The sequence below is a fragment of the Bacillus sp. SIMBA_154 genome, assembly GCF_046536015.1.
GTDB lineage: Bacteria > Bacillota > Bacilli > Bacillales > Bacillaceae > Bacillus > Bacillus pumilus_P.
Window position 1 is genome coordinate 335,080 of sequence record NZ_JAWJBV010000001.1, and the last position, 26,984, is coordinate 362,063.

Here is a 26,984-nt window from a genome sequence, read left to right on the forward strand (position 1 = left end):
GATAACTGTCCACGTTCATGGAATGTCTTTTTTGTTGCATAAAAACGAAAAAAATACCCCTGCTCTAATGAGAAGGGGTTTTGTTGTTCATTTAATCCTAATCGCAATAAATTTTGAAATAAATGAGGAATAAACTGTTGATGTTCCAGGAGTTGTTTCAAAAACTTTGAACAATTTAACTCCATCGCTAAATATATCACCGTGGATTAGTCCATCTGTAGAAGCGAACGAGAAAACTTCAGGTATCGTACCTTTAAATCCTTCGCTCGTACTCCCATAAATAACGTTACTCATCAATATGTTTTCACCGATTCTATTCTTACTACCTAATCCTAAGTAAGTTAAGCAAGTGATTGGCGCAGTTACAGAATAATCATTTTTGATGTCAGTCACATACAACCGTCTGCCACTTCCAATGCTGCTTGATGCGAACAGACAAGCACTCCATTCATGCTCATCTGCTAAAGTTACTGGAACACCTATGTAATTCAATGTAGAGGGCAGTGCAAGCGATAGAGAATAGTCAGTCAAGAAAATAAGTCTGTCCTTATTACAGCTATAATAAAGTTCAATTGGCTGATTAGGAAGAATTTCTGATTGATAAGTTATCGCTACAGCTTTCCAAGTGTCACTGTTTTTTGAAAAGGTACCCGAAACACCAGAAGCTCCAGGCAAGTATTTTCCTGATAATCTCATTGAAAAAACTCTTGCACTAGAATTTGAAAATGATGCAGTTGATCCAGCAATTGTACTAGCAATATCCCTTATCTGAAAATAAATTTCCTTTTTCCCATCCTCACCATTTGAAAACATCACATCATAGTCAGTTGATGGACGACTAGAAATATTTTGCCATCCTGATTCAAGCATGATTTGCTTCAGTTTTGAGTACAAATCTTTCTTTAAAACAGTTATTTTATTGAAAATTGTATCAGACATTAATTCTTCATCCCCTTAGTCCAACTATGCTCTAATGGTGTTTGTCTAGGGGCATTCATGGACGATCCACCTAAAACGAAACCTTTTCTAATATCAGTTTTCTTTTTAGCTGATTTAATTGCAAAGGGATCCGAAACAATAATCTGTTTTTCGAAGTTCGAGTCCCTTAATCCTACAACAGGAGTAGGTGGAATAATTTTAACACTAGTGTACGTCGGCTTCCTTTGACCATAAAGGTTTGAACTCATTACAAAACCTTTCAGCTTATCCATTATTCCACCTCAATTCCAATATAGTTTGATGGAAAAGAGGTTGTCCTATTAGTTGTGAAAAAAGTATAGAATACCTTATATTTTTTCTTGGTATTCAAATCAGTGTAAATATCTCCATCTAACAGGCCAATGTCTGGCTTTATAGCATACAGTCTATCTAAATAACCTCTTACACCTTCTAGGGTGTCACCAAAAGCAATTGGACTAATAAACATAGTGCCAAAAATGTTAGTTAGGTTATCACTCATAAAGGTACTTAATAAATAAGAAGCTGCCTGTGGAATTTCTGCTTGATCGTCTATTAATGCTTTTCCAGTAGACAACGAGTTTGCAGAAGTAGCATAAAGACAATTCACATTTTTAGCTGTTTTACCATATATAATCGGCTTGCCGAAATAACATACACTGGCATTAGACCTTAAGATAGTGGGAGGGACGACAGTGAAAACTATCCGATCTCTATTTACTGAATAATATAAAGTTAAATCAGTTTCTGGATTAAGCGTTGCAGCAGTTGTTATAAAAACAATGTTCCAAGCTTCATTTCTTTTGAAAGTTCCAGGATTCACTGGAGTAGAAGAGGGAGTGTACTCCTTGCATAGTCTGAAGGAAAAGTAAGCGTAGTCCGTTGATGAAAAATTTGTTGAAGCAGAAGGGGAAGTAACTGCGCTAGCAAAGGGACGAATATTAAAATAGATGCTTTCTTTACCAGTCTCGCCAGTGGAATACATAACATCAAAATCTGTGCTTGGATTCGATGTAACATTAGTCCATCCAGCATCAATTAACAAGGAAATAATTCGATTATAGAGATTCTTTTTCTTTATGTTTTCCTTCTTGAACACAACGCTCATGATTAATACCCTGTGACTTCAATTGCTATAGCTGCAGTGCCAAAAGAGTTACTAGAAAGAACCCCAGGTACAATTACAAAGTATTGTCTAGAACCGTCCTCTATAATACTCCCATGTAGCACATTATCATTCGGCAACCCATAAATTCCAGTGATTTTACCTCTAGTTCCTTCACTTGTATTCCCATAATAGAATTCAGAGAGCATGTATAGACCTTGAGTGTTTGGGTTCTTTGGCGATAAGTTTACTATAATCGGCCTTACTGAAGCACTGGTTGAAGGAGCAATATTCACTGGTGAATTTGAAATAATTACGTTGTTTACAGAATCTGCTCTTGTTGTTGTAGCATAAATTAAACCTCGGCTATCTGGTTCATCTGCATAGATTTCGTCAGGAATTCCAATGTAATTCAGAACACAGCCTATACCAGTTGCAGAGGGACTTTCAATGACGATAATCAATCTATTCTTGTTTACATTTAGGCGATACGTCATTACAGTATCTTTAGAGAGCAATCCAGTAGTGGGGGAAACCATAAAATACTTCCATGGCTCACCTGGTCTACCTACAGTTCCAGCGGCACCATTTGAACCAGGGGCATATGATTCAACTAATCTTAACGAAGCTGTGCAATAATCAGTTGAGACTATTGAGTTTTTGTCTGTGATATCAGTTGCTCTCATCTGAAATACAAGTTTTTTATCTCCTGATTCTCCAGTAGAATAAAAGACATCATAATCAGAAGCGGAGTTAGAGGATTTGTTTTCCCATCCAGCATTAATTAAAGAATTCTTAATCACTGAGTAGAGGTCGCTCTTAAGACAAGTCCCAGTTGTAAATATGTATCCCATAAATAACCTCCTATAGTAAGTTTGTTGTTTTGATTTTTAGTGTTACTTGAGCATTGTTCTGACTGTGATTGATCAATTGAACATGTATTTTCTGCGTTCCATCTTTATCTTGACAAGGAATGTTAGCGATATCGTAGATTGAATTAGATTTCAAACTTTGATAAACAACGTCACCATTTGAAGATTTGTCAAAAACAGACACGGATATTAAATTCTTGTTCTCATCTTTTGCGTAAATGGTTCTAATATCATATTTATCAAACCACGCATCTAGTGAGAGTGTTTTTGTTTCACTTGGCAGCAGTGCAACAGTATCATTAATCTCGTTTAACGTAGGCACTCCACCTCGTCCTCCTGACATTGCAATAAAAACAATATGGTCTTCAACAGGGATTTCTTTAATAAACTCAATGGATTTATTCGATTTTTCAATGTAATCAATCTGTTTTGATTGAAGAACACCATTTTTGTAAACCATCATTGTATCATTGTGGTTTTCATATTCTGGTACATTAAACAACCTAACAGGGATAGATCGATCATTCGGTAAAGATTCATATCGATATTTAATCCCACCACTATTAATTGAAGTAATTGTGATTTTCTTGCCAGTTTCATCAACGGCTAGTTTTGTGTATCCTCCAGCAATCAGCTCGTAATTGCCAGTAATTTTCTTCATGCCAACAAACACTGAACTGCTTTCAACAGGTACGTAATTAAGTCTTTCAGTGCCTTCGTTATATGCAAGAACTTTATTGTTGCCAATACCAGATTCATCAACTAAAACTGTGCCTACTTGAGCAGGATCGTGCAGGTTAGTATGAGTGTGATTAGTATTAGACTTGAAATTTAATGAGTCATTAATTTTATCGCTTGACCATGTAGACACCTTATCAACGTTATTGTCATTAATAGCAGTTGATTGGCCATTGGCTATACTTGAAACTCTTCCCTTGTCATCGACAGTGACAGTGGGATTAACATACGTTCCTGCTTCAACACCGTTCTTAGCCAATTGAGGGAGGGAAGCTGTGCCCGTCAAATCGCCACTTAATGTAATTCCACCCTTAACTGTTGAGGTAGCATCATTTATGGAGGATGCTCCTCCTGCATATACCCAAATATCTCCGCTATAAATGTACTGCGTTTTACTCCCACTATGATTTGAATCACTTTTAATGAAAATCCAATATCCACGTTGAGGAGAAGGGAAAGCTTGCATAGCAGCTGAATATGTATCAAACTCACCTTTAAACTGTACACCTGTAGTGATTCCATTAATCTGATCTTGAATATTGCCAGTAATGCCTAATAGGCTATTAATCTCATCGATCGATACAACTTGTCCAGACAGTGATTTAGAGAGATCAACTATGTCATCTCCGTCTGCATCATAGATTGATTTTTGCATATCTCCTGAAGCCACTTTTGAGTTGCCATACATCAGGTTGCCGTTTTGCTCAGTAAATTTATCAATCACTTGCTTGTTGCTGTGTATATGACTTTTTATCTCTAGTTGATCAATAGAATCATTAACTGTTCTGATGTCTTCTGCTGCAGTCTTTAGCCTGTTTTCAACATTACCTGTTAACCCTTGTAAGTAAGCAATTTCCTTTGATTTAACATTTCCAATGGAAGTTGTTTCTGGTAATTGAACAATGCCTTCAAATATAGGACTGTCAACTGGAGCCTTTTTGAAGTCAATTTCCTCAATAGCAGTTTGTACAGTATCAGATTCAATTGAATCATTAGGGGTGAACACAACCGAAGAAGCGTCACCGCCCTGTGGAGCATCTACAAATATAAGTCCAGTTCCACTTGGATTTATCTTAATCCATTTATTCGCAAAACCTTCGTATGAAGCAGGTGTATCAATTAGGTCAAGAAAACTTAGTTCTGCATCATCGGCAAGCGATCCACTAACAAGCTCAAATTGACCTTCTTTAAAAATATAAAGAGTTGGTTTATTTGATTGGGATTCATCGCTTAAAACAGCATAAATAGCTCCTTCTTGTCCATTTATAAGCTTTGCCTTACTTTCAACAACAAGGATTGCTTCTTTTCCAGCTATGTGTTGTATGGTTTGTAAGATTAAATTCAAATTATCACCTCATTTCTATCCAAAACATCTCACCATGATCTCGAACAAATTCGTATCAACTGGGTTATTGAGGGTTATTATGTTTTTATCGGTTTTTACATAAGAGGAAGGGGAGCACTCAACTCCTCCAACAATAACTGAAAGTTGATCTTTAGTTGGGTCGTAATCTGGAACTTCAATAAACGAGATCATTTGCTCGTTCTCGTCAGGTGTATATTCAAAAGACCATTTCAGTGATATTCCATTGTTTAACCTAGGATTAAAAAAACTCATGTGTGAGCACCAGCAAAGTTATACTGAATTCCTTTTTCTTTGATTACAAAGCTAAAGATAGGAGTGTCAATATGATCCATTGAAAAGCCATCCCCAGACCTGATGAAAATGGGTTCTCCATGATTTATAGAAACAGTGCAATCTTGGTCATTGCGAAATTGAAATTTATAAAACTGTGTCGGTCTATTCGAACCTTGTGATTCTGGAGGGACAATATCGAAGTTCTCAATGTTTGTTGACTCTAGTTTTAAAGAGCCTTTGTATCCAGATCCTAATCGCATAATTTAACCTCCATAAAAAATGAAAAAAAGAGAGAGATTACCTCTCTCACATTTGTTTAATCATATCTTTTAAAACTTGAAGAAATGCTTTAGCATCTTCTTTTTCCATCCTTAAAATGTCTTCGTTGCCCAAGCCTTCAGAGAGTGAAATCTTGAGAACGGGGAAGATAGCTGGTTCACTTTCTTCATCAGCTTGGGGAACTTCAACTTAGTCTAACAACAGAGTTAGAACTTTCTCCTCACCCTCAGTATTAATGTGGGCTTCACTGAATTTATTTGGGTATGGCGAATACTTAATGTTGACTGTATTCATTATTTTCTAGGCTCATCATATTCTAAAGCTTGATCACTGTCAGATACACCTTTAGTGGTCGGATCATCAATAATGCCGATAGCAGATAAGAATATAAGCAGAGCATTAAATTTCACAGTTAGATCATCGCCAAATCCTGTTAAGTCATAACCGAATGCTTCAGCGATCATTTGAACGAATAAAAGGGTGGCTGAGAGGATTGACACCCAAAATGTTTTCTTTTTTAAACGTACTTTCCAGTTGATTTTCATTACATCAAGCTCCTTATTTATTAATTCCGAAATGGTATAGCAAATATGCTCCGATTATCGTTGCAGCTACTGAGGGAAGAATCTTATAAAAAATATCTTTGGTAAACTGTGAAGGATCTATCTTTCTTGTTGAATCACTTCGTTCAAGAGTTTCAACCCGTGTATCTAATTTTTCATAAGATTTATTGAGGTTTTTTAAATTATTACTCATTTCAATGAGTGTTGAAGTTAACTCTTTCGATTGCTTTTGAGATTCTTTATTAAATTCAAGTTGTTGTTCGCATATCATTTCAATTCTGTTGAGTGTATTTGTTTTATCTTCTAGCTTAACAATTTGAATTGCTTGCTGATTTGATTTTTCTTCAAGCAAGCTTATACGAACATGAACGTCATTACTTTCCATTTGACACCAGCCTTAGAGAAGGAGGTGACTTTAGTTCACCTCCTTGAAGTTGATTTTCATAAATTCTCATGGATATTTGTAAATCCACAAAAATCTATATTAATTTAGTTATACTTTGCTTCCATACTGACCTGAAATATAGGCACGCTTTCCTTTGTAGATTACTTCCCAGTATCCTTTAGGATTGTTGCTACCCTTAACAGATCCAGAGATTTCAATTGTTTTGCCTAATGCGATGGTGTCTAAATTCTTGGCTGAATTGCGGTCAGGCTTATCCATGATAATAGCTGCGTTTGACACTCCAATAATCTTGATCTTTCCAACAGATTTAATTGATGAACTCTTAGCTGCTTGTTTTGGTTTTGTGGCTTTCTTAACAGGAGCAGATGTTTTAACTGCGCCTGTTACTTCAACATACTTATCTGAAGCAGTGATATAAAACGTTGCACCTTTTGAGTTTTTCACTTTATATTGGTATGCCGTACCAACTTTTACTTTTTCGACAACAGTAGGGAAGCCAACACCTTTATTTACAGTACTGACAACATCTTTATCATCCCATGAAGCTTTAGTATAAAATCGAAGACCGTCTACTTTAGATTTTAGAGAGCCACTTGCTTTAGAAGAGTTAGACTTAGAGGTAGTAGAGGAAGAAGGGGCTTTAGATTTAGTTAGCAACTCTTTAATTTTTGCAAGAGTTGCTTTACCAGCGATTCCATCTACTGCAAGCTTGTTTGCTTTTTGGAATGCCTTCACAGTAGCAACTGTTTCATCACCAAAGTGGGAGTCCGCACCGTATTTAGGCAATTTATAGCCAAGCTTAATTAGATTAGACTGAATTTCTTTAACTTTTGCACCTTTATCACCAAGACCGTAAGCTTCAACTAACTCAAGGTCATTTTTGTTTGATGGCTTCGGTGATGGAATAGTTACAGTTTTACCTGTTAAAGCTTTATTAACATCACTGACAAATTGAACCCATGCACTAGGGTTGTTAGTGTAATAACGATGGCAGTCTTTCCATCCTACTACTTGATGGTGTGTCCACAGATTTTCAGATTTGAGTCCGTAAGTTTTGAGAAGGGAAGCAGCTAATTCTACAGTTGTTTTATAAGTTGCAGCATCGGGTTTACCTGTCCAATCAGGATGAGTCATTTCAATACCGATAGTGCAGTTGTTCGGATAAGAGCTTAAGTTTCTAAGCGCACTTGCTGTGTAAACATTCGACCCGACGTGATAGGCCAGCTCACTGTTCGGCAAGCACTGAATTACTTTAGTGCCTTCGACAATGTAATGAGCTGAACCGAATCCAGATGTCCCACTTTTGCGATTGTTGAAGAAGTTGCGGTTTCCTTCTGCAGATGAACCAGGGTTGGCAACCCAATGAATTACAACAGCTTTCACACCTTTTAAAGCTGTTTGAGGTCTGGAGTATTTGTTGGGAGTCAACAAACTTTGAGTAATCTTCATTAATTAAATTCCTCCAATTAATTTTTTGAGCACAAAAAGAGAGCAGGGGATAACCCAGCTCTCTCGTTCTCACACATGCCCTGTATTTCTCTGTTATGTATTGAATATATTCCTATAAAATCATAGTTTTATTTAATATTGCGGTGTTATTAAACATACGGCTACACCAAAACCACGTTCTTTACTAAACGGTGTTGTAACCTTCATCACATGGAATCCTTCATTAGAAGTAGATTTAGTACCTTTACCTGCTTTCGGTACAATTTTGTCTCCCGTCTGTACAGTTTCATCAATTCTTACATGAACCTGTCCGAACATTCCTACAACATTCCATTCAGGGCGTTCAGATCTAGCGACATATTCTTCTTCAGGGTTAAAATAAGGATTCTCTTTAGGCACTCTTCTTATTTCAGTTACCTCAACACCATCTTGGTTAATAAAAGTTACATCTACATCTTCGTATATTAACCCACCAAACTCATTCTTCACGTATCGACCTTGCCAGTTAAAAGTTGATTCGCCTAAGACAATTCCAGCTGTCTCGGATATAACACCAAGAACTTGGTCTCCTAGATTAGCTTTTTTAATCTTCTCGTTTTCGAGGGTTACAAAATAGCCCGAAGGAATTGACTTACCATCAGCAGATTCGAAATACTCAGCATAGTCGGAAAAGGTTGAGCCTCCTTTTACTTGTCCCGCACTGGTAACATCACCTGTTTTAGAATGAATTTCTAATTTAATATTGGATGAAAGAGGAGTTGTACTTGTACCGTATCCCCATGTAGTTGTGTAGTCTTTTTTATTTGCAACTCCGTTAGAACCGATCACAACTCTAGAAGATCCTGCACCCACAATGGAAGAATTATTGGATGCTGTAATTAAAGAGCGACTTCCTTCAGCCGAAGTGTTGGAACCTCCTGATGAAGCGATAACTGCATTACGCATACCTCTAGCTTTTGCTCCACCTGTTGTAGCTATTACAGCAGCGGCTTCAGCGGTTACTTGCGCCCCACCAGTTGATGCAGCAAGGAAAGAAGTTTTTGTTTTAGCGTACCCAGAAGTTGTAGCAATCCGTGTTCCATTTTTAAAATTGTTAGGTATGAACGTGTACTTGTTTCCGGCCATTTCACTGGGAGTTGAATATTTCTCAACATTTACTGAGTTAATGTTAGCTTGGTTATTGTAACAATAGATTCCAATTGAACCAGCAATATTTCTTCCGATCAAACTTCCATTGTCAATGTTAACATTAGTCACACCACTGCCTACTTTAATACCAATCGGCGCTGATTCAAAAATGCTCACATTAGAAATGTTTATGAAGTCGGTTTTTTGAGCTCCGCCATAAATGTAAATATCGGCATCAGCTGTTCTAAAATCTTTTAAAGTGACATTCGAGATGTTAATGTTACGACTCTTGTATTGAAAGGCAATTGCAGGGGTTTTTTTGTAATCATAAGAAGGGTCGCCAATTGCGTGGAAATTAGTAATATTCACGTTTACAAATGCAGAAACAACTAATGCTTTAGGGGAAAGACCTTCATACATAGAACTATAAATGGGCTTAATTGCAAAGCAGTTTACAACATTTATATTTCTAGCTGTTGTTGAAAGTGGATCTGTCGAAAGGTGATGTCCGATATGACGAAAATCAAAACTTCTAATATCGTTCAATGACGTGCAGTCTGATAAGTTAACATTTTGAGCTGCAGGAGCAGAAGCATGAGCTTTAACTTCGAATCCTCTTGCGTTTTTTCGACTATGACAGTTTTTAATCCACACATTCTTAGATCCATCGTCAACTTCAAACCCGTTAGTGTTCGAGGCCTTAGCAGCATGCGCTGATCCATTACCATCAAAAGAATAGCAATTTGTAATAAAAATATACTCAGAGAAATGTGTCGTGAAGCCATCATCGCCAAAATTTGATGCTACACAATTATCAATCCATACATAACTCGATCCGCCAGTTTGGTAAACTGTCTGATTATCAGAGGATTTGTTATATGAAGGAGAGGTTACATCGAAACCATGTAGTCCAGCATTTTCAGCATAAACATTACGAACCCATACAAATTTAGCATTCTTAATACTAATACAAGTTGCGTTTGCTCCTGAACCAATTGTATTGTTAGTCTTCGATCTGTTCCAATCTGCTGTTAAGTTTTCAATTTGAACATATTCAGCTCCAGGTTTAGTAACTATTACATCCTTTTTAGGGTCAGCGTTTTTATGAAGCTTAATGACAGAAGACTTTCCTGCACCGATCAATCTTGTATAAGAAGGAATCGATAATCCCATCACTAAATAAGTACCTTCAGGTACGAAAATCTCGGAGTAACCAGAAGAGAATGCTAGTTCAAATGCAACTTGGTCATTTGTTACTCCATCGCCTTTAGCACCAAAGTCTTTAACGTTAACTCTTCTATTAATTAAAGAGTTGATTATCTTTTCTACTAGGTTGGTACCACTAGCATGAAAGTCACCTATGTTGCCGATGGTACTCTTCATACCATTAATTTCATCTTTAGTTGATTTCTCAACAAGTAATATTTTTTCAGCCAAACTCTTATCAACTTTAAGTATTTCATTGTATGTTTCAATAAACTTATCTTTGATCTCATCAATCGTCAGTCTATCTGTGTGCGATCTTAACGCAACGGCATCTACTGGTATCCATTTACCAGTTTCTTCATCTTGAACACCTAATGTATTAACTGGAATTAATTCATTTTCAAATGCCATATTTTCCTCCTTTTATTCTTTTCTAAACCAAATAAGCCCACCTATAGGAGCATTGACAGAAGGCTTAATTCTTCTTTTTTTAGGCGGTGCATTTAAGCGCAGCCAAACTCTTTTGATGTTATGAGGTTCGTTGTAGCTCGTAATAACATCGTAACCATCAAATTCTTCTGAAATGCTAATGTTTATCCAGTCAAAACCGTCCCATCTGTACACAATCCCAGAGTCTCTAACTGTTACAGTCCATCCAACAAGAGGATTGGGATAGGTATCTAGTAGCTCGGTGTATGTATTAACAAGTGGCTTATATTCTTTTTTTGTGTTTTCCACTACGTATTCATAGTTAGAAGTAATTGCTCTGCACCATTCAGTTATTTCAATACATCGCTTAATTACTCGCTCACATTCTAAAATTCTTTCATTCATACGAATGATACAATCTTCCGCTTCGTCAATAAGCCCTTGTAAAGTTTCGACTACCGTATTCCCTGAACGCTTAACCCAAATTCGTGCAGCAGGGGAGAAGTGAGCACCTTCACCTACATATTTAACTTGTAGTTCTTTTCCTTCGTTAGAGGAATTAAAAAAGACAACTCCCATCATGTAATCAACACGATAACAGTCATCTTCTAATTCACCATCTTCAATTTCTTTCCACTCAGTATTTCCACCACTTATTACAACTCTATTTTCACGATTAGGGTTTTCAGTTAAAAATATCCGTCCATTTAGAATAGAGTGGGTTTCATCATAGCTCATATAAGGATCATCATAAGTATCCTTTCTTTTGTGGTACAAGACAGGATCATTATAAAGTTTTGGGAAATCCAATTAGAATCACTCCTTTCCTATAGATTTCTATATGCTTCAAAATAGTACGTAACTCCTTGCTTGTTACCTTTAAACGGTGAATCAGAACCTGTCATAAATCCCATGTCTACAAGTCGGCCGTTTGTGTTGTCAGGAAGATTATCTATTCCTTTAAAATAGATATTTGATTCAAATATTTCCTCAGCATAACCACCGCTTGTGCTTACAATGGCTAATGCAGGATCGCTTTGAACTGTTGATTTAACCTTAACTAGAGAGGGGGTGAAGGGGAGAGGGATTGCCCTGTTTTGAATCCCATTGCCAATGTATGTACCGACATAACTAATTTGCTGAAGATTGGTCGGCTTAATTTTTCCGTTAGCATCTAATGCCGCAACTCCATTTGGCGAATCTTTTGCTGTGTTTAGAATAAAGTCTTTGTCTGTATACTCACCTAATTTAGATGCACTTCCCGATATAGATGCTGATATTACACCGTTATCATCTCTAACAGGTATAGTGTTGGGTTCTTCGTTTAGAGCAGGAGTTATACCATTTAAGGAGTCTGCGTTACCAGCAGATTGAACAATCCACTTTTCGCCATCATACAATTCAGATTTATTAGTTGTAGGATCAATCCAGAGAGTGTTGACATCTGGACTAGAAGGCTTTTCAGGCGTAGAAATCTGGCGTATTCCGTTTACTTTACCTTTAACCTCAACAGTATTAGATGGCCTGTAAGGATTCTCACTTGGTGTTTGTGGTTGAACTATATCAGATAACAAAACACCATTTGAGCTAATAGAAGTTTCAACATTTCTGTATGACTGTACTCCAAAAGTGAAATATTTTGTTGGAACTTGTGAAGTAAAGGTAGCTATTCGCTTATCATATCTAACAGAAATTCGTTGTTCTTTAGCTAGTGAGGCACCGAATAAATAGGTGTCTGAAGATGTGTCAGGATAACAATGTACGATAAAGCCGTCAATGTTGTATTTATCTTCATCAGAGGTTGTATAATTCCACGACACCGAAATATCAACAGAACCATTTTCGTTCACTTTGTGAGTGACAGAGTTCATTCCTATAGTAGGAGGAGAGGGAGGGGTGGAAATACGATCATTGCGTGCGTTGTAGTTAGTAGCAAGCCGATCGTAGTCAATTTTACGAGTGTTGAATTCAGTCGAAGCCTTTTTATTTCTATAGAGCATATCTGACCATTCCTGCTCAATGCTTTTTGGTTTTTTACCATTTGTAAGTGTTACAGAAATAGTGGAATCATCAAAATTCAAACTCATCCCAGCTAAAGTAGCTCTATACTCAGTGCCGAATTCTTTGTTTTGAATTCTAAGTATGTCACCTAAAGAAATTCTATCCCAATAATCTTTTTCACTCACTGCATTATACAGGTTGACTATGTTTGTCTTAATGTCGATAGGAGGTGATCTTCGTTTCTCTAACTCTTCGTAACTTTTTTCATATAGTTCCGTTTCATCAAAAATGTTGTCGTTAGACCATTCTCCTTTGTGAATAAACGGAATTAACTCGTTGAACAGCGTTTCACCCAAAAAAGCGGACATATTTAATCGATTCTTCAAAGCTGTAAGGTCGCTGTTTAATAAATTGATTCTTGTTTCACTTTGGGCAATTTCACTTTTTTTAGAATCAACCTGACTTAATTTTAAATCTCTTTGTTTGATTAAATCCTTAGTATCACCATTGGATTCTTTAACCACTTCGATTCGATCTAGGATTTGTTGCAATTCTAAACTTTTCAGCACGAACAGTTCATTTTCCTGAGTTGTCTTATTGGCTTCTATCTGTTTTTTTTCATCCAGCAGACGTTTAAATGCTTCAGACTCTTTATCCACCATCTCATTGTAGTCTAACAAAGCATGACACAGCTCATTACTCATGTAATCACTTTTTTTAATTACAATCCTATTTTCATCACGCTGAAAGGGAGTTAAAAAGAAGCTGAAGTCATCCAAGTAGCCTTGACCTGTTGGATTAACCGAATTGATCACAATGCCATCTTTTCCAGTTACATGAAGTCTGGTCACGACATCTTCCATACTACGTGTGTCTGTCATATCGATCATAAAGTTATGAGAAGAAATTTTAACGCCTTTAAACTTTGAGATTTCATCACTTTTGTAAAATGACACTGTGTTTTTGACGGTATCGAAAACTGGGGTTGCATCAAACGTTTCGCAGATATTCTTTAAAAAATCATATCTTGATGTCATTGAGCTGATTGAAAACGAACGCCTTTTTTCATTGAAAGTATCATCGATTTCACCAACAGTCCAACCTGTTTCGCTTAAACAAACTTCACCAATCTCTTTTAAATTCTTAGAAATGCCTTCGTACTGCATGATTTTAGATTTGTGAAGCATGTAAGGAGTTAGTTGGCAATTAATCTGAATATCATCTTTCTCTTGGCTGCTGGAATCTGTAATACTGTCAATTACATAGTATTCTGTACGGTTCAAGAAAGTTGCTTTGACTAGGTACCATTCATTGATTAGCTTAGTAACGTGATTTGTTTTAATTTCATCACCATATCTTGCTTTAAGAGGTATGCTAAAAGTTAAGTCGTTAATGGCAGCATGATTTAAGTTTACCGAAGCATTAGAGAAATCCACTATATTAGCTATTTTCTTTTTATTCGTTTTACACAATTCCAGCTTAAGCTTACCTGGTTTAAAAGTAAATTCTCCTAAATTCAAATGAAGCCTCACCTCCTAGAAGTATTTAAAGCGATAATTGAATCTAATCAAACAAGACCCTTCGACTTTAATTCGATTTTGCCCCTTGCCAAGTATGATAAAATTTTCATTAGACTGTTCATAGCATTCATAGCCAGAAACACTCGATTCCAAGATTTCCTTAACTGAATCAATTTTTACAATTTCATTATCCATTAACGCATCAAAGGAAAACGGACTTCTATACGAACTGAGATTAGTGATTTTAATATTTCCATTACCTATTTTTTTAATTTCCATTGAAAGGGGTATATCAAGATCACCTTTATTGTCTAGTTTTATAATATTATCTTGATGTTTCGAGGGGTCTATCCAGGGGGAAGCTACTTTAACTCCAAATTTAAAAGGGAGTACCTTCATAGTTAACCGAACGTACCCATCTTCAGAACAGTTATGAACCAGATCGATCGGATTGACAGGCATTGCATAATAAATAATATCTAGATTTGAGCTGAAGGCGAGAGGGGAGTAATCTGTAACACTTAACCAACTTGCAATTTCTCTGAGTTTCTTTTGAGTCAGATTCCTATTTTTATAGAAACCCTCTTTGATATTCTGATCTACATAGAAATTCAATGAAACTTCGTATGGCTCATAGGTAATACTATCAACAATGGGCTCTGTCCGACCTTTTATAAAAGTCTCATTAACTGTCTTTCCTGCTAAAAAATTTTCCTCTTGTAATCCACCGTCAGTATTAACATTTGCTACACCCATGTCTGTAGATCTGACGTGGTTAAAGATAAAGTATTGACTTTCTCTAATCATTTAATCACCTTTTTAAACGAAGTAAGAGCCTAAAGTCTAGGCTCTTTATAAACTTCCATAATTCTGTTTGGTATAGTTAGTGATTTTCTTTATAACAGTATCAGAAAACTTTTCTGCTGTATTTTGGTCGCCATACATGTTTTCAATATGGAAATGCAATTCACCAATATTGCCTAAGTTATTATCTGTACTGTTTACAGAAGGTTGCGGAGCTTTTGTAAGCTTGGTGATTGCACTAGGAATAATGCTAATAGCCGACGCAGCACTTTTCACGATATTCGCTCCTGCTAATTTAACTGCTTCAGTAGGAACGCTAGTTAAAGCCGAGCTCAACTTTTGTCCAGTTCCCCATTTCGGGGTAAATGGCACATCGTTTTGACTTATGTCTCTAACTGTTTCGACAGCTTTAAGCATATTCTTAGTGTCGGTCTTGTTAAGAACCAACTCTTTATCATGAAGTACGGCTAGTTTGCCACTGCCTAGCCCAGTGCCAGTGTAGCCACCTGTGTCAAAAGCGGCTACCTTTTTACCTGTTGTATTTCCCTTAACGACAACACCAAGAGCATTTGAAGCCTCTTTTAGCTTATCGATCAAATTGTTAGAGATAGACTTACCGATTGACTCCATATTTGAATTGATGAATTTAGTAAACTCAGAAAGCTGTTTATTGATATCACTAATCTTACCATTCATCAATTTTCCTTCTAGATCCTTGAACCCACGCTCATCATTTACAAGATCATCATATTTTGTGTTGATTGATTTCTCATCTTTTTCAAGCTGATCTTGCAGAGCTTCTTTACGTTTGGAGTTTTCACGATCTTTGAGGAATTGATCTAAATCAAGTTGTTCTTTTTGCATCTGTTCAGTGAGTTCTTTGACTTTGGATTTACCGAACTCAGAGTCATCGAGCGCATATTGATTTATCTGATCTAAAAGCTTTTGAATGCTTTCCTGGCGATCCTTTAAATCCTTTTGGAACTTAGCTTCATCATCTTCTTTGTCAATGCCGTCAATGATGTTTTGAGTGGCTTTACGATGGGCTTCTAACTCAATATCACGCATTTTTTCGTACATCTCTTTATAGATAGAGACGACTTCATCTGCTAGTGACTTGTAAATATCTTTAATGCTTTTCTTGGTTTGATATAGCTCTAGATTGAAATCCTTTTGCTTATCTTTCCAAGAAGATATTTCGTCCGATATTTGTTTTTGGATTTCAGGGAAACCCTTAGCTGCTTTCTTTTGCTTTTCTAACTCTTTGATGTACTTAGCAGCTTCTTTTTGCTGTTGCTGAATCAGCTTGATTTGCTGACTATAGTACTTAACTTTATCTTTGTCTTCTTCGGTTGTCTGAATCTTAATATCAACATTCTTAAGTTTTGATTCAGTCTTTTTGACTGACTTATCAATATTATTAAGAATTTGATCAGTTTTAGATTGAACAATAGTAGCCTGTAACTCATAAACCTGATCTTTGATGCTGATGAGGTCGAGTTTAGCCTGCTTTAATTCTTCACGTAATTGATCACGTTGAGCAGCATTCAATTGTTTATTTTGCTTTAGCTCTTTGTTGATCCAATTAACCTTTTGAGTTTGTATCTTTTGTTGCGCTTCAACTGCTTTACGTTGCTCATTTGTATATTTTCTAAACTGAGCACTATCGTTGAGATAGCGACTGGCTTTAGATTGGTTTTGAGCAACTTTCAACTCTAAATCAGACTTGCGTTTTTCAAATTCATCAAGTTTTGACTGAACGATTTCATATTGTAGGTCTTGAATTTGGTCTTTGACAGAAGATAGGTCACCTTCAAGTCCCAATAAATCTGATTTAGCTTGTGAAATAGCTTGTTGACGTTCAGCTTCAGAGCTAGACAAATCTGAGCCGATTTGTTGCATATATGCTTCTGGATCAATCGCTTTACCGTTTTTCTCAATCTGCATATGAAGATGAGTACCAGTAGAACGACCAGTGCTTCCCATCTTGCCGAGAGTTTGACCAGCTTGAACCTTTTGGCCAGCCTTAACATTGAGACCTTTTTGCATATGCATATACTTCGCTACGGTGCCGTCATCTTGTTGAACAACTACCCAATAACCAGCAGATTTAGAGTATGCAGCAGTAAGGACTTTACCTGATTTAAGCGATTTGATTGGAGTGCCAGATTTAGCAGCTAAGTCTAAACCTTTATGAGGAGCAGAGCGTAAACCTTTTTCTTGCTGACCGAAATGAGATGTTCTTCTCATTGAGTCATAGTAACCAGCAGCCGATCCACCATTAGAGGATAGTGAACCGCCCATTTGTTTAAAGTAGTTGTTTACTTTCTTAACGTAATTTTGCGTTTCTTTAATAGGTGGTACGCCGCCATACTTCGTTACATTACCTGGCCCCGCATTGTATGCCGCTAATGCCTTTTCAATTGACCCGAATTTATCAAGCATTTGTTTAAGGTACTTAGTACCACCCATAATGTTTTGATAAGGATCTTTAGAATTCTTAACTCCTAGACCTCTAGCTGTTGCAGGCATAAGTTGCATTAATCCTGTTGCGCCTGCATGTGAACGAGCATTAGGGTTAAAGTTTGATTCTTGCTTAATTACTGCAGCAATAAGAGTGGCAGGAACATTGTATTTTGAAGCAGCTTGATTGATGACATTTGAATATTTCCCTGAGTAAGAACCACCTGAAGCAGAATATGAAGAGCTGAAAGGGGAGTAAGATGAAGAAGAGTCAACAATACCCGTTTGAGCAATGTAGCCAGATTTAATTTGTTCTTTCAGCAACTTAATCTGACTTTTAAGAAGTTTTTCTTTTCGTTCTAACGCCTTGATTTCCTTCTTAATGGAATCACGATATTTCTGTGACCATTTAGGGTAATCGTTAGTTTTTCTGTTTTGTTCTTCAATCTGCTTATTGACTCGCTCTAATGCTTCTTTATATTTGTCTGCAACATAGATTGAATCTTTCGTTGATTTTGAAGCCTTGTCAGCTGAATCCGACATTGTTTCAAAAGACGTTCCTGTTTCATTTAGAGATGCTTGAGTTAAGTCTGACAGCTTATCTAATTCTTCAAGTTGATCAGTGATACCTGATAATTCACCAAGATCTCTTTGAGCTGCTTTAAATTGTTCGATAGCGAGTTGATCTTGCTTACCATTGGTCATTTTCAAAGAATCTTCTTTGAGTTTTTCTAACTCCGCTTTCTTTCTCAGAGCATCTTGAACAGTTTTAATGGCTGTAATTTCAGACTTGTAATATCCGATTTTTTTACTTAATGCATTAGCTTGATTCAATAGTTCTTGCTTTACGGAAGTTTGCATATCTGCATATGCTTTAACCTTTGCGTTTCGCAACTTTATTACTGCATCACGATTTATTTTCACTATTCCGTTTTCTATTGAAATCGCACCAGCTAAATCTTTTTCCTTTTGAATAAGCTTCATTGCTTCTGATGCAGAAATAGACTTACCTTCTGCCATTTTTTCCAGTAATCCATTGAGAGGGGACACTTGATCAGCTAAATCATCGTAAACGTCACCTTGTAAAGCTTCCATCGCTGCAGTAGCTTGACCAGATTGTAGTAATTGGTCTAATACATCTGTCGTAGCTTCAATATCACCTTTAACTTCTTTAAGCTTATCAGATAGATTACCAACTGATTCACCTAACTCATCTACACCTTCGCCATTTTCATTCCAGGTTACTTTTGCTGAATCACCAGCATTTTTAGCCTGATCTAACGAATCTTTAAGAGTAGAGTAGGAGAGGTTTAGGTCATCAACTTTTACTTTCCCGTCCGAAAATTCTGTAATGAGTGATTTTAGTGATGCTGTTTGCTTATCAAATTCTGAGCCATTGCCGTTGTTTAGAGACTTTTGTAGAGAGTCCATAATGACAGCTACTTGCTGTGAAAAGCTCTTAAGCTGTTCAGGACTTAACTTGCTGAAGTCCATTGTATTCAGGATGTCAGTTATGGACTTTTTAATATTAGGGTTAATATCAATGGAATTAAATGCACTTATTACGTCTAATACTGAAGCCTGAATTTCAGCATTTGCGCTTACTATTGACTGTTTCGCACGCAAGGCTTCACGCTCGTATTTGTATCCTTCTTTTACGTAATCATCATCATTAGCAAAAGGATTCTCGAAGATTCTTGTAATCCAACTTGAACCTTCTTTGTAGTTATCAGCTAAGGCTTTATTTGCTTCCATTTCTTTGTTCAAATCTTTTAGCTTTTTAATTTGATCTTCAAAGTTGGAAGTTGCGTTATCTTTTAAATCACGTTTATTGAAATTTGCCATCTCTTCAGTATATTTGATTGCCTCTTTTAAGGCTTCGTTGTTCTTAATGATGGCATTACCTTGAGCATCATACCCTTCAACTAGGTTAGGGAATGTTGCTGCTAACTGTTGTGAAACTGATAAGTATTCTTGTTCTTTTTCAGGTGTTAGTTGGTTGTCTTCTTTTGCTTTACGAAGCTCTTTATACTTATCAATTAACCCTTGAGTGGCTTCTTTATTGGTAGTCCAAGCTTCGACGGAAGTTTTTTGTGCTGTTTCAAATTCCTCTTGAGATTTTTTGGCATCAGCATAAGTGCTTACTAGCTTCTCAATCACAAATCCAAGAGCGGCAAATGCGGCGATAGGGAGAGCGGTGCCAGCTAAGAATACACCTGCTGATCTTACTGCTTTACCTAGTGCTGCAAACGAATGCGATAATATATTAGTAGTAGCTGTTGTAGTTGCTGCTTTTATAGAATAGGTTTGCAGATTTGCAGGAAGTTCCCTTAGCGTGTTTATTATCTTATTTCCACTTTGCATTGACGTGCTTCTAAGTGCAGATGAGAATAATAATGTGGCCACTGTAGCTGTTCCGAAAGCAGGGGCAAGGAAGCCGATGTTTTTAACCAACCCAGTTGTCAACCCCATGAAGTTTCCTAATGCTTCAGTAGAGGCGATAAGTCCATCTGAAATGAAGGCATCACTTGCGGCAACGGCAAATTCAGTAACCGTGTTTTGAAGTCTGTTTATTCTTGCTTGTAAACTATCAGCATACTTTTCTTGCTCTTTCCATGCCGAACCCATTGAGTTTGCAGACGTGTTTGCTGCATCTTGATAGATTGAGTAGTTATTCAATAGGGCGTTAAATCTAGATAGTTGATAAATACCTGCAACACCTATTGAAGTGTTTTGTTTTTGGGCATCTGATAAGTTGTCCCATTTTTCTGCTACTTCTCCAATAAGTTCGCTAGAGGTCTTTGCTTCTCCAGCAGCAGTTTGTACAGAAATGCCGATTTGATCTAGGGCTTTAATGGAGCTTCTGTTGTTGCCTATTCTTGCAAATATGGTTTTTAACGAGTTCGATTCTGTTACTTCACCTTAAAGGTTACTGACCATTAATGAATGGCGGTGGGGCACTTCAACCACACTCTCTATGTTTCCATAGAAGTTCAGACTGTCGCTTCACAAAAAGTGTCTCTTCGCTCAGTCGTTCAGGCTACCATTACGCTTGCCCCTTGTTGTCCTCGTCTATACGTTAGGAGTTCCAAGTCAATCAGAAGAGATTTAAAGTCAGCAATTCGTTTACCGACTATATTTCCGCTTTCTCGTGTGGTGCTTCCGATGGCCGCAGTATAGCCAATTAAGTCATTTAATTCAACACCGAAGGTGGAAGCGGTACTTCCAGCTTTTCTTATCGAATTAGCCATGTCGAGCGTGGTTATACTAAAATTATTGTCAACTTCATTGAGCTTATCAGCGATAGAAATTGAATCTTTTGCGGAAATATTAAAGTTGAGCATAGCGGCAGTAAGTGAATTTACTGTATCTGTTGCGCTCAAATCTGAAATGTTCTGCAAAACTTGTGCAGTTTTTGTTAAATCAGATAACTCGTCTGCTTGGAAGCCCATACGTCCAAAGCTTCCTGTAATTTCAAGCACATCTGAAACTTTGTTCGATAATTCATTACTTAAATCTAATGAAGTTTGAAGGAGCTCATTGAATTTGTAATCTGGCAAGTCCATGACTCTTCGAATGTTTGTCATTAGAGTGTCGATTTCAAGAGCTTGCTGGGTTATATTTTTTAAAGCTGTAATAGCTCCATAAAATATAGAACCAGACAGCAAATAAGCTGGGATACGACTAAAAGCATCACCCAATTGTTGACCAAATGACGTAGCTCTTTGAGTTGAATTTTGAATAGAGGATGAAAGCTCTCTAAACTGCATATTGAGGTCTTTAATCTTTGAAGACAGAGCAGGGGTTTTAGAGGTGAGCTGAGTAACAGCAAGAAGGTATTCTTGAATTTGCGCCTTGCTTTGATTACTAAGGTTATTGCCATACTTACTTGTTAAATTGTTTGCATTGAGCTGCGCTTGTCGTTGGTACAGCGAAATCGTTTGTTTAAGTTCATTGTTTTTTGCTACAGCAGACGACTTGTCATCCAATGTACGGATTTTTTGTTTAAGGGAATCAATTTGAGCTGCTGATTGAGCAAGGTTGATTTTACGACCTAGGGAGGAGAGGGTAGCGTCTGATAAAACACCTTGTTCACGAAGTCTCTGCAGGGAGACATTCAACGCTTCAATATCTTTTCTTTTTTTATCAAAGTTAGTAGAAACAGTTGAGTTTTTTACATTTCCTTTTTCATCGAGATTGTATGTATATTCCTTATAACCATCACGATTTTTCTGAGTAGAACCGGTAACTTTACCTTGAGCATTCAGTCTGTCAGTATTCTTTACAACCTGACCTAGCTTTTGTTGTGCGGAGGTTAAATTATTTGTTTCTTTGGTTTGCTCTTTAATTTTCTCAGTTGTTCTCTGAATAATTTCGCCACTGCGCTTATGTTCCTGGGTTACCTTTGTAACATTACCGTTAAGGTGTTGAGTAATCTTAGTGGTTTCTTTTACAGTGTCATTGTAATTTTTTAAATTGGACTGATATTTGTCCATTGCCGCAGTGAATTCTTTTAAGGCCTTTAACGTATTGTTATCAATGTTCGTTTTTAATTCAAGGGCATTAAGCTTGGATTGTATTTGTCTGATTTGCTTGTTTAGGTTTTCAGTTGTTTGCGAAGACGTATCTACTACAGGAGTAACAAATATTTTTAGTTGTTCGCTCAATTAATTACTCACATCCTTTCAGCACCATGCAGGAAATTGTGTTTGATTAAGCAGTTTATTACAGCTATACTTTTAACATCAGATAAATGGGGGAGCGCCATGAATAAATCCATATTATTTATATTGGGAACTGTTTTTATCCTGTCTGGATGTGGACAAAACAAGATAACAGAAGAATCTACTAGTACTAAAACTGTAACCGTTAATGAAGAAACGAGTTCTGATAATGATAGTCATAATTTAACTGAAGAAGATAGAAGGCTTATAAGACTTATAAAAGAAGAAAAATTTGATGAGGTTATCAGCAAGACTTCTGAATTGAATAACGTTTTTCAAAAAGATTATTATTTTATAGCTTCTGCTTTCAAAAAAATTAAAGATTTAAATGAAAAGAAAGCAGACGTTGAGAACTATGACTCATATGCATACATTGAAGCCATGCTTGATAAAGTTAAATATTCAAATGATCACAGTGATTTGAAATTTAAGCAAATCAAGAAAGATAATTTAGATAAAATTAAATCTTTAGAAACTCTTAAAACCAAAAACACAAAATTAGATAAGAATGAGATTGAAGAATACGAAAGGAGCAAACAGATAGAGGATCGAACGTTAAATCCACAAATCGTATCTATTGGAATGACAGAAGATGATGTGCTTTTAAACGGGTGGGGGAGACCTACAAAAGTAAATACAAATTTCACTAAAAATCGAACCTTGAAACAGTGGGTTTATAAAGGGAACAAATACTTGTACTTTGAAAATGGAATATTAACTTCAATTTCTAAATGAATCTTTATTTAAGAAGCTGTGCCGTTTGTAGGAAAACACATTCAGCACAGCTGTTTTTATATTCTTATCCTTCTTCTGATTCACTCACTTTATAATTCAATTCATACGCTTCTAACTTGAGAGTTTCTCCATGTCTATTCACCAAAACAATTTCAAGTATATCGTTAAATTTTGCTAAAAGATGTTCGGTAGAAATATCAGCAAGCTCCTGAGATGAAGAAGTTTGATCAACCATTGCAACTACATCTAATATGACAGGATTAACAAATTTGGTCATCTCGCTTGAGCCAGCTTTCCTCTAGTCTTGTTATGTTTTATTGACTTAATGTCCAGTGCAATAATCTTCAATAATTCAGATACAACTGATACAAAGGCAAAATTGAGAGATTGCTTATATTTTAATTCCCGCTCTTGAAGTACATTTTCAATCTTTTTCATCATTTCAATCCGAGAATCTGACAGTGATTTTTTCTTATCATTTCTTCGATGTTTTGAGCTTCTTTTATAATCTAAGCGAATTTTATTCTCTTTGTAATAATCCACACATTCCTTATAAAGTTCATGCAGATTTTCAATTCCACAATTTTTAAAAGTCTCTTCTAATAAATCGTAATTGAATAGTTTCTGTTCTCTTGTAGCATCTTCCGAGATATACATTCCGTTTTTACGAATTGCTGGTAATACATCATGTGTGATCCATCGTTTGAATTGTTTCGCTTCAGGTTTGCGACTACCAAGAATGAGAGTGTAAAGACCTATTTCGTTTACAATGCTTTGTTTATAAGGTCTTCCCCCACTATCATTTAAAATGATAGTGGTCTTTTCATCATTATCAAGACGATTTAGCGCCTGACTAGGATTACCTATTTCTAATATATTACACACATCTTTTGCAACAAACCAAACTTCTTCATCTCTAAAATAAGTTCTCACATCATTGCTATTATAATCAAAGACTTTTTCAAATTGATTCATTATTTAATCCCCCAATAAAATTATTCCAAGAAATACTCACGTTATGTACCTTAACAGTGCCTAATTTTTTACCGTTCTTGTGCACAAGCATCAATTCGTTTAGTTGGACTCTTTCTTCTGAAATAGAGTAATAAGACTCCAATATGGCCAATTCCTCTTTATTAGAATCAACACTTTTTGAAACGTCTAACAATATAGTTCCAGTAACATTGTTAACTGACATTTCTACTCCTCCTTGTACTTTTCATAATCGCAACTTGCTAAATGGATATATCACCCCGCTGTTAATTATGAACACTACAATGTTCTTTATGCCCTTATGATATACACTGTAATGTGCAAAGTCAACAATTAGTTTCAATTATTTTATTTGTGGTGTATAATTTAAACAATAAGTGAACGTATAAAGGAGAGTCAGTACTTGATCAAAGTGCATTTATCAAGAATTATGGGAGATAGAAGAGTTAATATTGCTGAATTATCAAGAATAACAGGTCTTCACAGAAACGGCATAACAAGGCTTTACCATGAAGAAACCGATGGCATTAAATTTGATACTCTAGAAAAAATTTGCAAAGCATTAGACTGTGAGATAGATGATTTACTTGAAATCATAGAAAAGGAGTCTTAAGCAAAAGTATTGCAAGTGATGTTATAATTAACGGAGAGGTGAAACAAATGGACAATCAAATTTTAAAAGCAATTCAAGAGATGCGTAAAGAAGTAAGCGATGGATTTGAAAATGTCAACAAAAGATTGGACGGAATTGAAGAGTCCTTAAGACGCATTGAAGAAAATGACCCTAGAGACATAGAAGCCCATTTGAAACAGTTACAGAATGTTGAGAATAAAACAGAGCTGTTGAATAAAAGAATTTTTGAAGTAGAAAGCCGTCTAAAAAATTAAGTCGCCCAAATTAATGAGCGACTTTTTCAGCGTTTCGTATAGCTAATTTAAAATATCTAAACCAAGTTTCTGCTTCCTTTAAGGATTTATGAGCTTCGGGAGAGGATTTTTTAATAGATGTAGGTAAATCAGGATCGTAAACAACGCCACTGTAAAAAGCAACATCATAGAAGGGTGTATCGAAGTCTTCAAAGCATATCCTTAAATGAATATAATTGATGTAATCGCTTGTTTTACTAGAAGCACTACTACTTCCAATTATGGCACCAATTCCGCCTCCAATTGCTCCACCTACAGTTGCCCCTAAAATCGAATCTCCTTTAGACACTTTTGATACAGTACTGCCATCTATATTAACCTCAACATCAACTATATCTTTGAAGTCATAAGTTTTTATGACGGGAGTAACATTACTGTCTTTAAAGTTGTCAATTGAAATGTAGCCAATTTTCACTTTTTCACTTGTTTCATCGAAGAATATTTTGGTTGATCCGTCAGTTGAAGTATAAGTTCGGGAATAATTTTCGTCATCAATGCTACCGAGTGCTTTTTTTCTGTTATTTTGATGATCTATTGATTTCATGACTAGAAAAATGCCTATTCCGCAAAACGCTAAAAATCCAAAAATAAGCCAACCCACTCATTCCCACCACCAGTATATTTTTCCTATAGTATACCACGATACCAACCCTGAGGAACAGGGGAGGGGATACTCATTCTTAATCGTGAAGCTGGTATCATTTAAAATGATAGTAGATTTATATACGTCCCTAAGTTCAACTTAGGCAGCTGAATACCCTCATTTAAAATGATATTATTCTTCAACATACCGCAATAATCTACGATCAGTAAACTCAATATGAATAAAAAGGGCAGGGAAGAAGCTAAACAATTTCAATATCGTTCTTTTTCTCATCTCTAGCAAGGATAAGCAAGTCTTTAAAATAATTAACTGTTGCTTTGCTTAAACTGTCCATTATCACTGTCCAAGAAAACATTAGACAAATAATTACGGGAACTATGTATATCATTGCAATAGTTGTAGCAATATCTAAATTGGTTGCATTAGGGGCGAATTCTATGTTCCTGAGAATGGTGCCAATTGCAGCAGCGATAATTGTTGACATTGCTCCAATAAAGAAGAAGAATCTTTTTTGATCATTAACACGATTAATTCGATCCATTCGAGCGATAGCGCCTGATATATCTTTCATATCTAATGATCTTAGAATCATCAGCTTCTTTTCATGTTCAAGATAATCTTTACCATCTCTAGGGAAGTTTTCTGTTAAGTAAACAATGAGTCCACGTGAACTCAACTCCACCAAATTATGCTTTAAATTTTGTTTAGTAAACTTCTGTTTTCTAAATTCCTTAATTTCTTTGTTTTCCTTCAATGTGCTTCTCAATTATAGTCACCTCATGGATATTATCGGAAAAAAGGGAACGATTTTGAGTGTGATCATAATTTATAATACATAGAAATCTTCATGTAGAAATAGGGGAGAGAGAAATTAACCACTTTCATCTAGCAGGTTCTTTCTGTCTAGAGTTTTCTCTAATAAATCTCTAAATGAGATAAGCACAGCTATGAATTTTTTATCCTTAATCATTAACTTTAAAAATAACTTTAATGTTAACATGGAAAAAGCCATAACAATAAGGCTAACAACAATAGTGTAACCAGGAAACAAATTGCCGAATGTTGTTAATACTTGTACTACAGCTGTGAGAATAGCACCGACATAAAAAGTAATATACTTAGTTTCATAAACCTTTTCAAACCCCTTAATTCTCGAAATGGCTATCAGCAGCACTTCTTCTTCAAGTGAATTTATTACTCGAAGCTTACTTCTATAAGATCGATACCTCTGTCCATCGAGAGAGAAGTGAAATTCTAAATATTCAACGAACACATTTGTTTTCATGCTCACTAAGTTATTCCTAAGATTTGCTTTGTTGAACTCTTCGTTTTTAAACTTTTTTATAGCAGCTTTCTTCTCCAAAAAATTTTTGAACGGGTACCAACTCATTCCTTTACCACCTCAACAAAATTATCGGCAGAAGGGGAGGATTGTTAAATGA

Annotated in this window: 21 protein-coding genes and 4 pseudogenes; 3 read left to right on the plus strand and 22 right to left on the minus strand. The window is 36.1% G+C overall.

Annotation, left to right across the window (positions count from 1 at the left end; genetic code table 11):
* Positions 1 to 87: 87 nt before the first annotated feature.
* The 16 genes and pseudogenes from R0K30_RS01895 to R0K30_RS01970 all read right to left on the minus strand — a co-directional run.
* Positions 88 to 939, minus strand: a complete 852-nt coding sequence (locus tag R0K30_RS01895) for a hypothetical protein (protein WP_410608764.1) — start codon at positions 937 to 939, stop codon at positions 88 to 90.
* Positions 939 to 1,211 carry a hypothetical protein gene (locus tag R0K30_RS01900; protein ID WP_410608766.1) on the minus strand — a complete coding sequence of 91 codons (273 nt, stop codon included), beginning with the start codon at positions 1,209 to 1,211 and terminating at the stop codon, positions 939 to 941. The genes R0K30_RS01895 and R0K30_RS01900 overlap by 1 nt, the downstream gene beginning before the upstream one ends.
* Positions 1,211 to 2,065, minus strand: coding sequence for a hypothetical protein (locus R0K30_RS01905; protein ID WP_410608768.1), 855 nt, complete (start codon positions 2,063 to 2,065; stop codon positions 1,211 to 1,213). Before R0K30_RS01905 ends, R0K30_RS01900 begins: the two co-directional genes overlap by 1 nt.
* Positions 2,066 to 2,067: 2 nt before the next feature.
* Positions 2,068 to 2,916, minus strand: coding sequence for a hypothetical protein (locus R0K30_RS01910; RefSeq protein ID WP_410608770.1), 849 nt, complete (start codon positions 2,914 to 2,916; stop codon positions 2,068 to 2,070).
* 10 nt (positions 2,917 to 2,926) lie between these two features.
* Positions 2,927 to 5,017 (minus strand): hypothetical protein, encoded by a 2,091-nt coding sequence (locus R0K30_RS01915; protein WP_410608772.1) that lies wholly within the window; start codon positions 5,015 to 5,017, stop codon positions 2,927 to 2,929.
* Between the two features lie 269 nt (positions 5,018 to 5,286).
* Positions 5,287 to 5,571, minus strand: a complete 285-nt coding sequence (locus tag R0K30_RS01920) for a hypothetical protein (RefSeq protein WP_044141823.1) — start codon at positions 5,569 to 5,571, stop codon at positions 5,287 to 5,289.
* A 312-nt stretch (positions 5,572 to 5,883) separates the two neighbouring features.
* Entirely contained in the window at positions 5,884 to 6,135 is a 252-nt protein-coding gene (locus R0K30_RS01925; RefSeq protein WP_169510819.1) for a phage holin, read from the minus strand.
* Positions 6,136 to 6,148: 13 nt separating this feature from the next.
* Positions 6,149 to 6,538, minus strand: a complete 390-nt coding sequence (locus tag R0K30_RS01930) for a hypothetical protein (protein ID WP_106037369.1) — start codon at positions 6,536 to 6,538, stop codon at positions 6,149 to 6,151.
* A 108-nt stretch (positions 6,539 to 6,646) separates the two neighbouring features.
* Positions 6,647 to 7,183 (minus strand): annotated as a pseudogene (locus R0K30_RS01935) (N-acetylmuramoyl-L-alanine amidase family protein); the annotation flags it as partial.
* Between the two features lie 51 nt (positions 7,184 to 7,234).
* Positions 7,235 to 8,008, minus strand: a pseudogene (locus R0K30_RS01940) (peptidoglycan recognition protein family protein); the annotation flags it as partial.
* Between the two features lie 132 nt (positions 8,009 to 8,140).
* Positions 8,141 to 10,753, minus strand: coding sequence for a peptidase G2 autoproteolytic cleavage domain-containing protein (locus tag R0K30_RS01945; RefSeq protein WP_410608776.1), 2,613 nt, complete (start codon positions 10,751 to 10,753; stop codon positions 8,141 to 8,143).
* A 12-nt stretch (positions 10,754 to 10,765) separates the two neighbouring features.
* Positions 10,766 to 11,581 (minus strand): hypothetical protein, encoded by an 816-nt coding sequence (locus tag R0K30_RS01950; protein WP_410608778.1) that lies wholly within the window; start codon positions 11,579 to 11,581, stop codon positions 10,766 to 10,768.
* A gap of 17 nt (positions 11,582 to 11,598) precedes the next feature.
* A complete protein-coding gene (locus R0K30_RS01955; RefSeq protein ID WP_410608780.1) occupies positions 11,599 to 14,292 on the minus strand; it encodes a DUF7359 domain-containing protein in 2,694 nt (897 codons plus the stop codon).
* A 15-nt stretch (positions 14,293 to 14,307) separates the two neighbouring features.
* On the minus strand, positions 14,308 to 15,099 hold the full coding sequence (locus R0K30_RS01960) for a phage tail domain-containing protein (protein ID WP_333980618.1): 792 nt from the start codon (positions 15,097 to 15,099) through the stop codon (positions 14,308 to 14,310).
* A gap of 45 nt (positions 15,100 to 15,144) precedes the next feature.
* Positions 15,145 to 20,463 (minus strand): annotated as a pseudogene (locus tag R0K30_RS01965) (phage tail tape measure protein); the annotation flags it as partial.
* Positions 20,464 to 20,687: 224 nt separating this feature from the next.
* Positions 20,688 to 22,226: pseudogene (locus R0K30_RS01970) on the minus strand (phage tail tape measure protein); the annotation flags it as partial.
* A 42-nt stretch (positions 22,227 to 22,268) separates the two neighbouring features.
* Here R0K30_RS01970 and R0K30_RS01975 point away from each other — a divergent pair.
* Entirely contained in the window at positions 22,269 to 23,018 is a 750-nt protein-coding gene (locus R0K30_RS01975) for a hypothetical protein (protein ID WP_410608782.1), read from the plus strand.
* A gap of 64 nt (positions 23,019 to 23,082) precedes the next feature.
* Here the strand turns inward: R0K30_RS01975 and R0K30_RS01980 are convergent, their stop codons facing one another.
* From R0K30_RS01980 to R0K30_RS01990, 3 genes are read right to left on the minus strand one after another with little or no spacing between them, the layout of a single operon-like run.
* Positions 23,083 to 23,295, minus strand: coding sequence for a hypothetical protein (locus R0K30_RS01980; protein ID WP_410608784.1), 213 nt, complete (start codon positions 23,293 to 23,295; stop codon positions 23,083 to 23,085).
* Complete coding sequence (locus R0K30_RS01985; RefSeq protein ID WP_410608786.1) at positions 23,292 to 23,993, minus strand: BRO-N domain-containing protein; 702 nt, start codon at positions 23,991 to 23,993, stop codon at positions 23,292 to 23,294. The genes R0K30_RS01980 and R0K30_RS01985 overlap by 4 nt, the downstream gene beginning before the upstream one ends.
* The gene (locus R0K30_RS01990) at positions 23,980 to 24,216 is read right to left on the minus strand and encodes a hypothetical protein (RefSeq protein WP_410608788.1); all 237 of its coding nucleotides are present in this window, start codon (positions 24,214 to 24,216) and stop codon (positions 23,980 to 23,982) included. The genes R0K30_RS01985 and R0K30_RS01990 overlap by 14 nt, the downstream gene beginning before the upstream one ends.
* 198 nt (positions 24,217 to 24,414) lie before the next feature.
* Between R0K30_RS01990 and R0K30_RS01995 the strand changes: the two genes are divergently transcribed.
* Positions 24,415 to 24,624, plus strand: a complete 210-nt coding sequence (locus R0K30_RS01995) for a helix-turn-helix domain-containing protein (RefSeq protein ID WP_144468658.1) — start codon at positions 24,415 to 24,417, stop codon at positions 24,622 to 24,624.
* A gap of 47 nt (positions 24,625 to 24,671) precedes the next feature.
* Positions 24,672 to 24,899, plus strand: a complete 228-nt coding sequence (locus R0K30_RS02000) for a hypothetical protein (protein WP_410608791.1) — start codon at positions 24,672 to 24,674, stop codon at positions 24,897 to 24,899.
* Positions 24,900 to 24,909: 10 nt separating this feature from the next.
* Here R0K30_RS02000 and R0K30_RS02005 read toward each other — a convergent pair whose 3' ends face one another.
* From R0K30_RS02005 to R0K30_RS02015, 3 genes are all read right to left on the minus strand, one after another.
* Positions 24,910 to 25,539 carry a hypothetical protein gene (locus R0K30_RS02005; protein WP_410608793.1) on the minus strand — a complete coding sequence of 210 codons (630 nt, stop codon included), beginning with the start codon at positions 25,537 to 25,539 and terminating at the stop codon, positions 24,910 to 24,912.
* A 244-nt stretch (positions 25,540 to 25,783) separates the two neighbouring features.
* A complete protein-coding gene (locus R0K30_RS02010; protein ID WP_410608795.1) occupies positions 25,784 to 26,308 on the minus strand; it encodes a hypothetical protein in 525 nt (174 codons plus the stop codon).
* A 105-nt stretch (positions 26,309 to 26,413) separates the two neighbouring features.
* Entirely contained in the window at positions 26,414 to 26,932 is a 519-nt protein-coding gene (locus tag R0K30_RS02015; RefSeq protein ID WP_410608797.1) for a hypothetical protein, read from the minus strand.
* Positions 26,933 to 26,984: the final 52 nt, after the last annotated feature.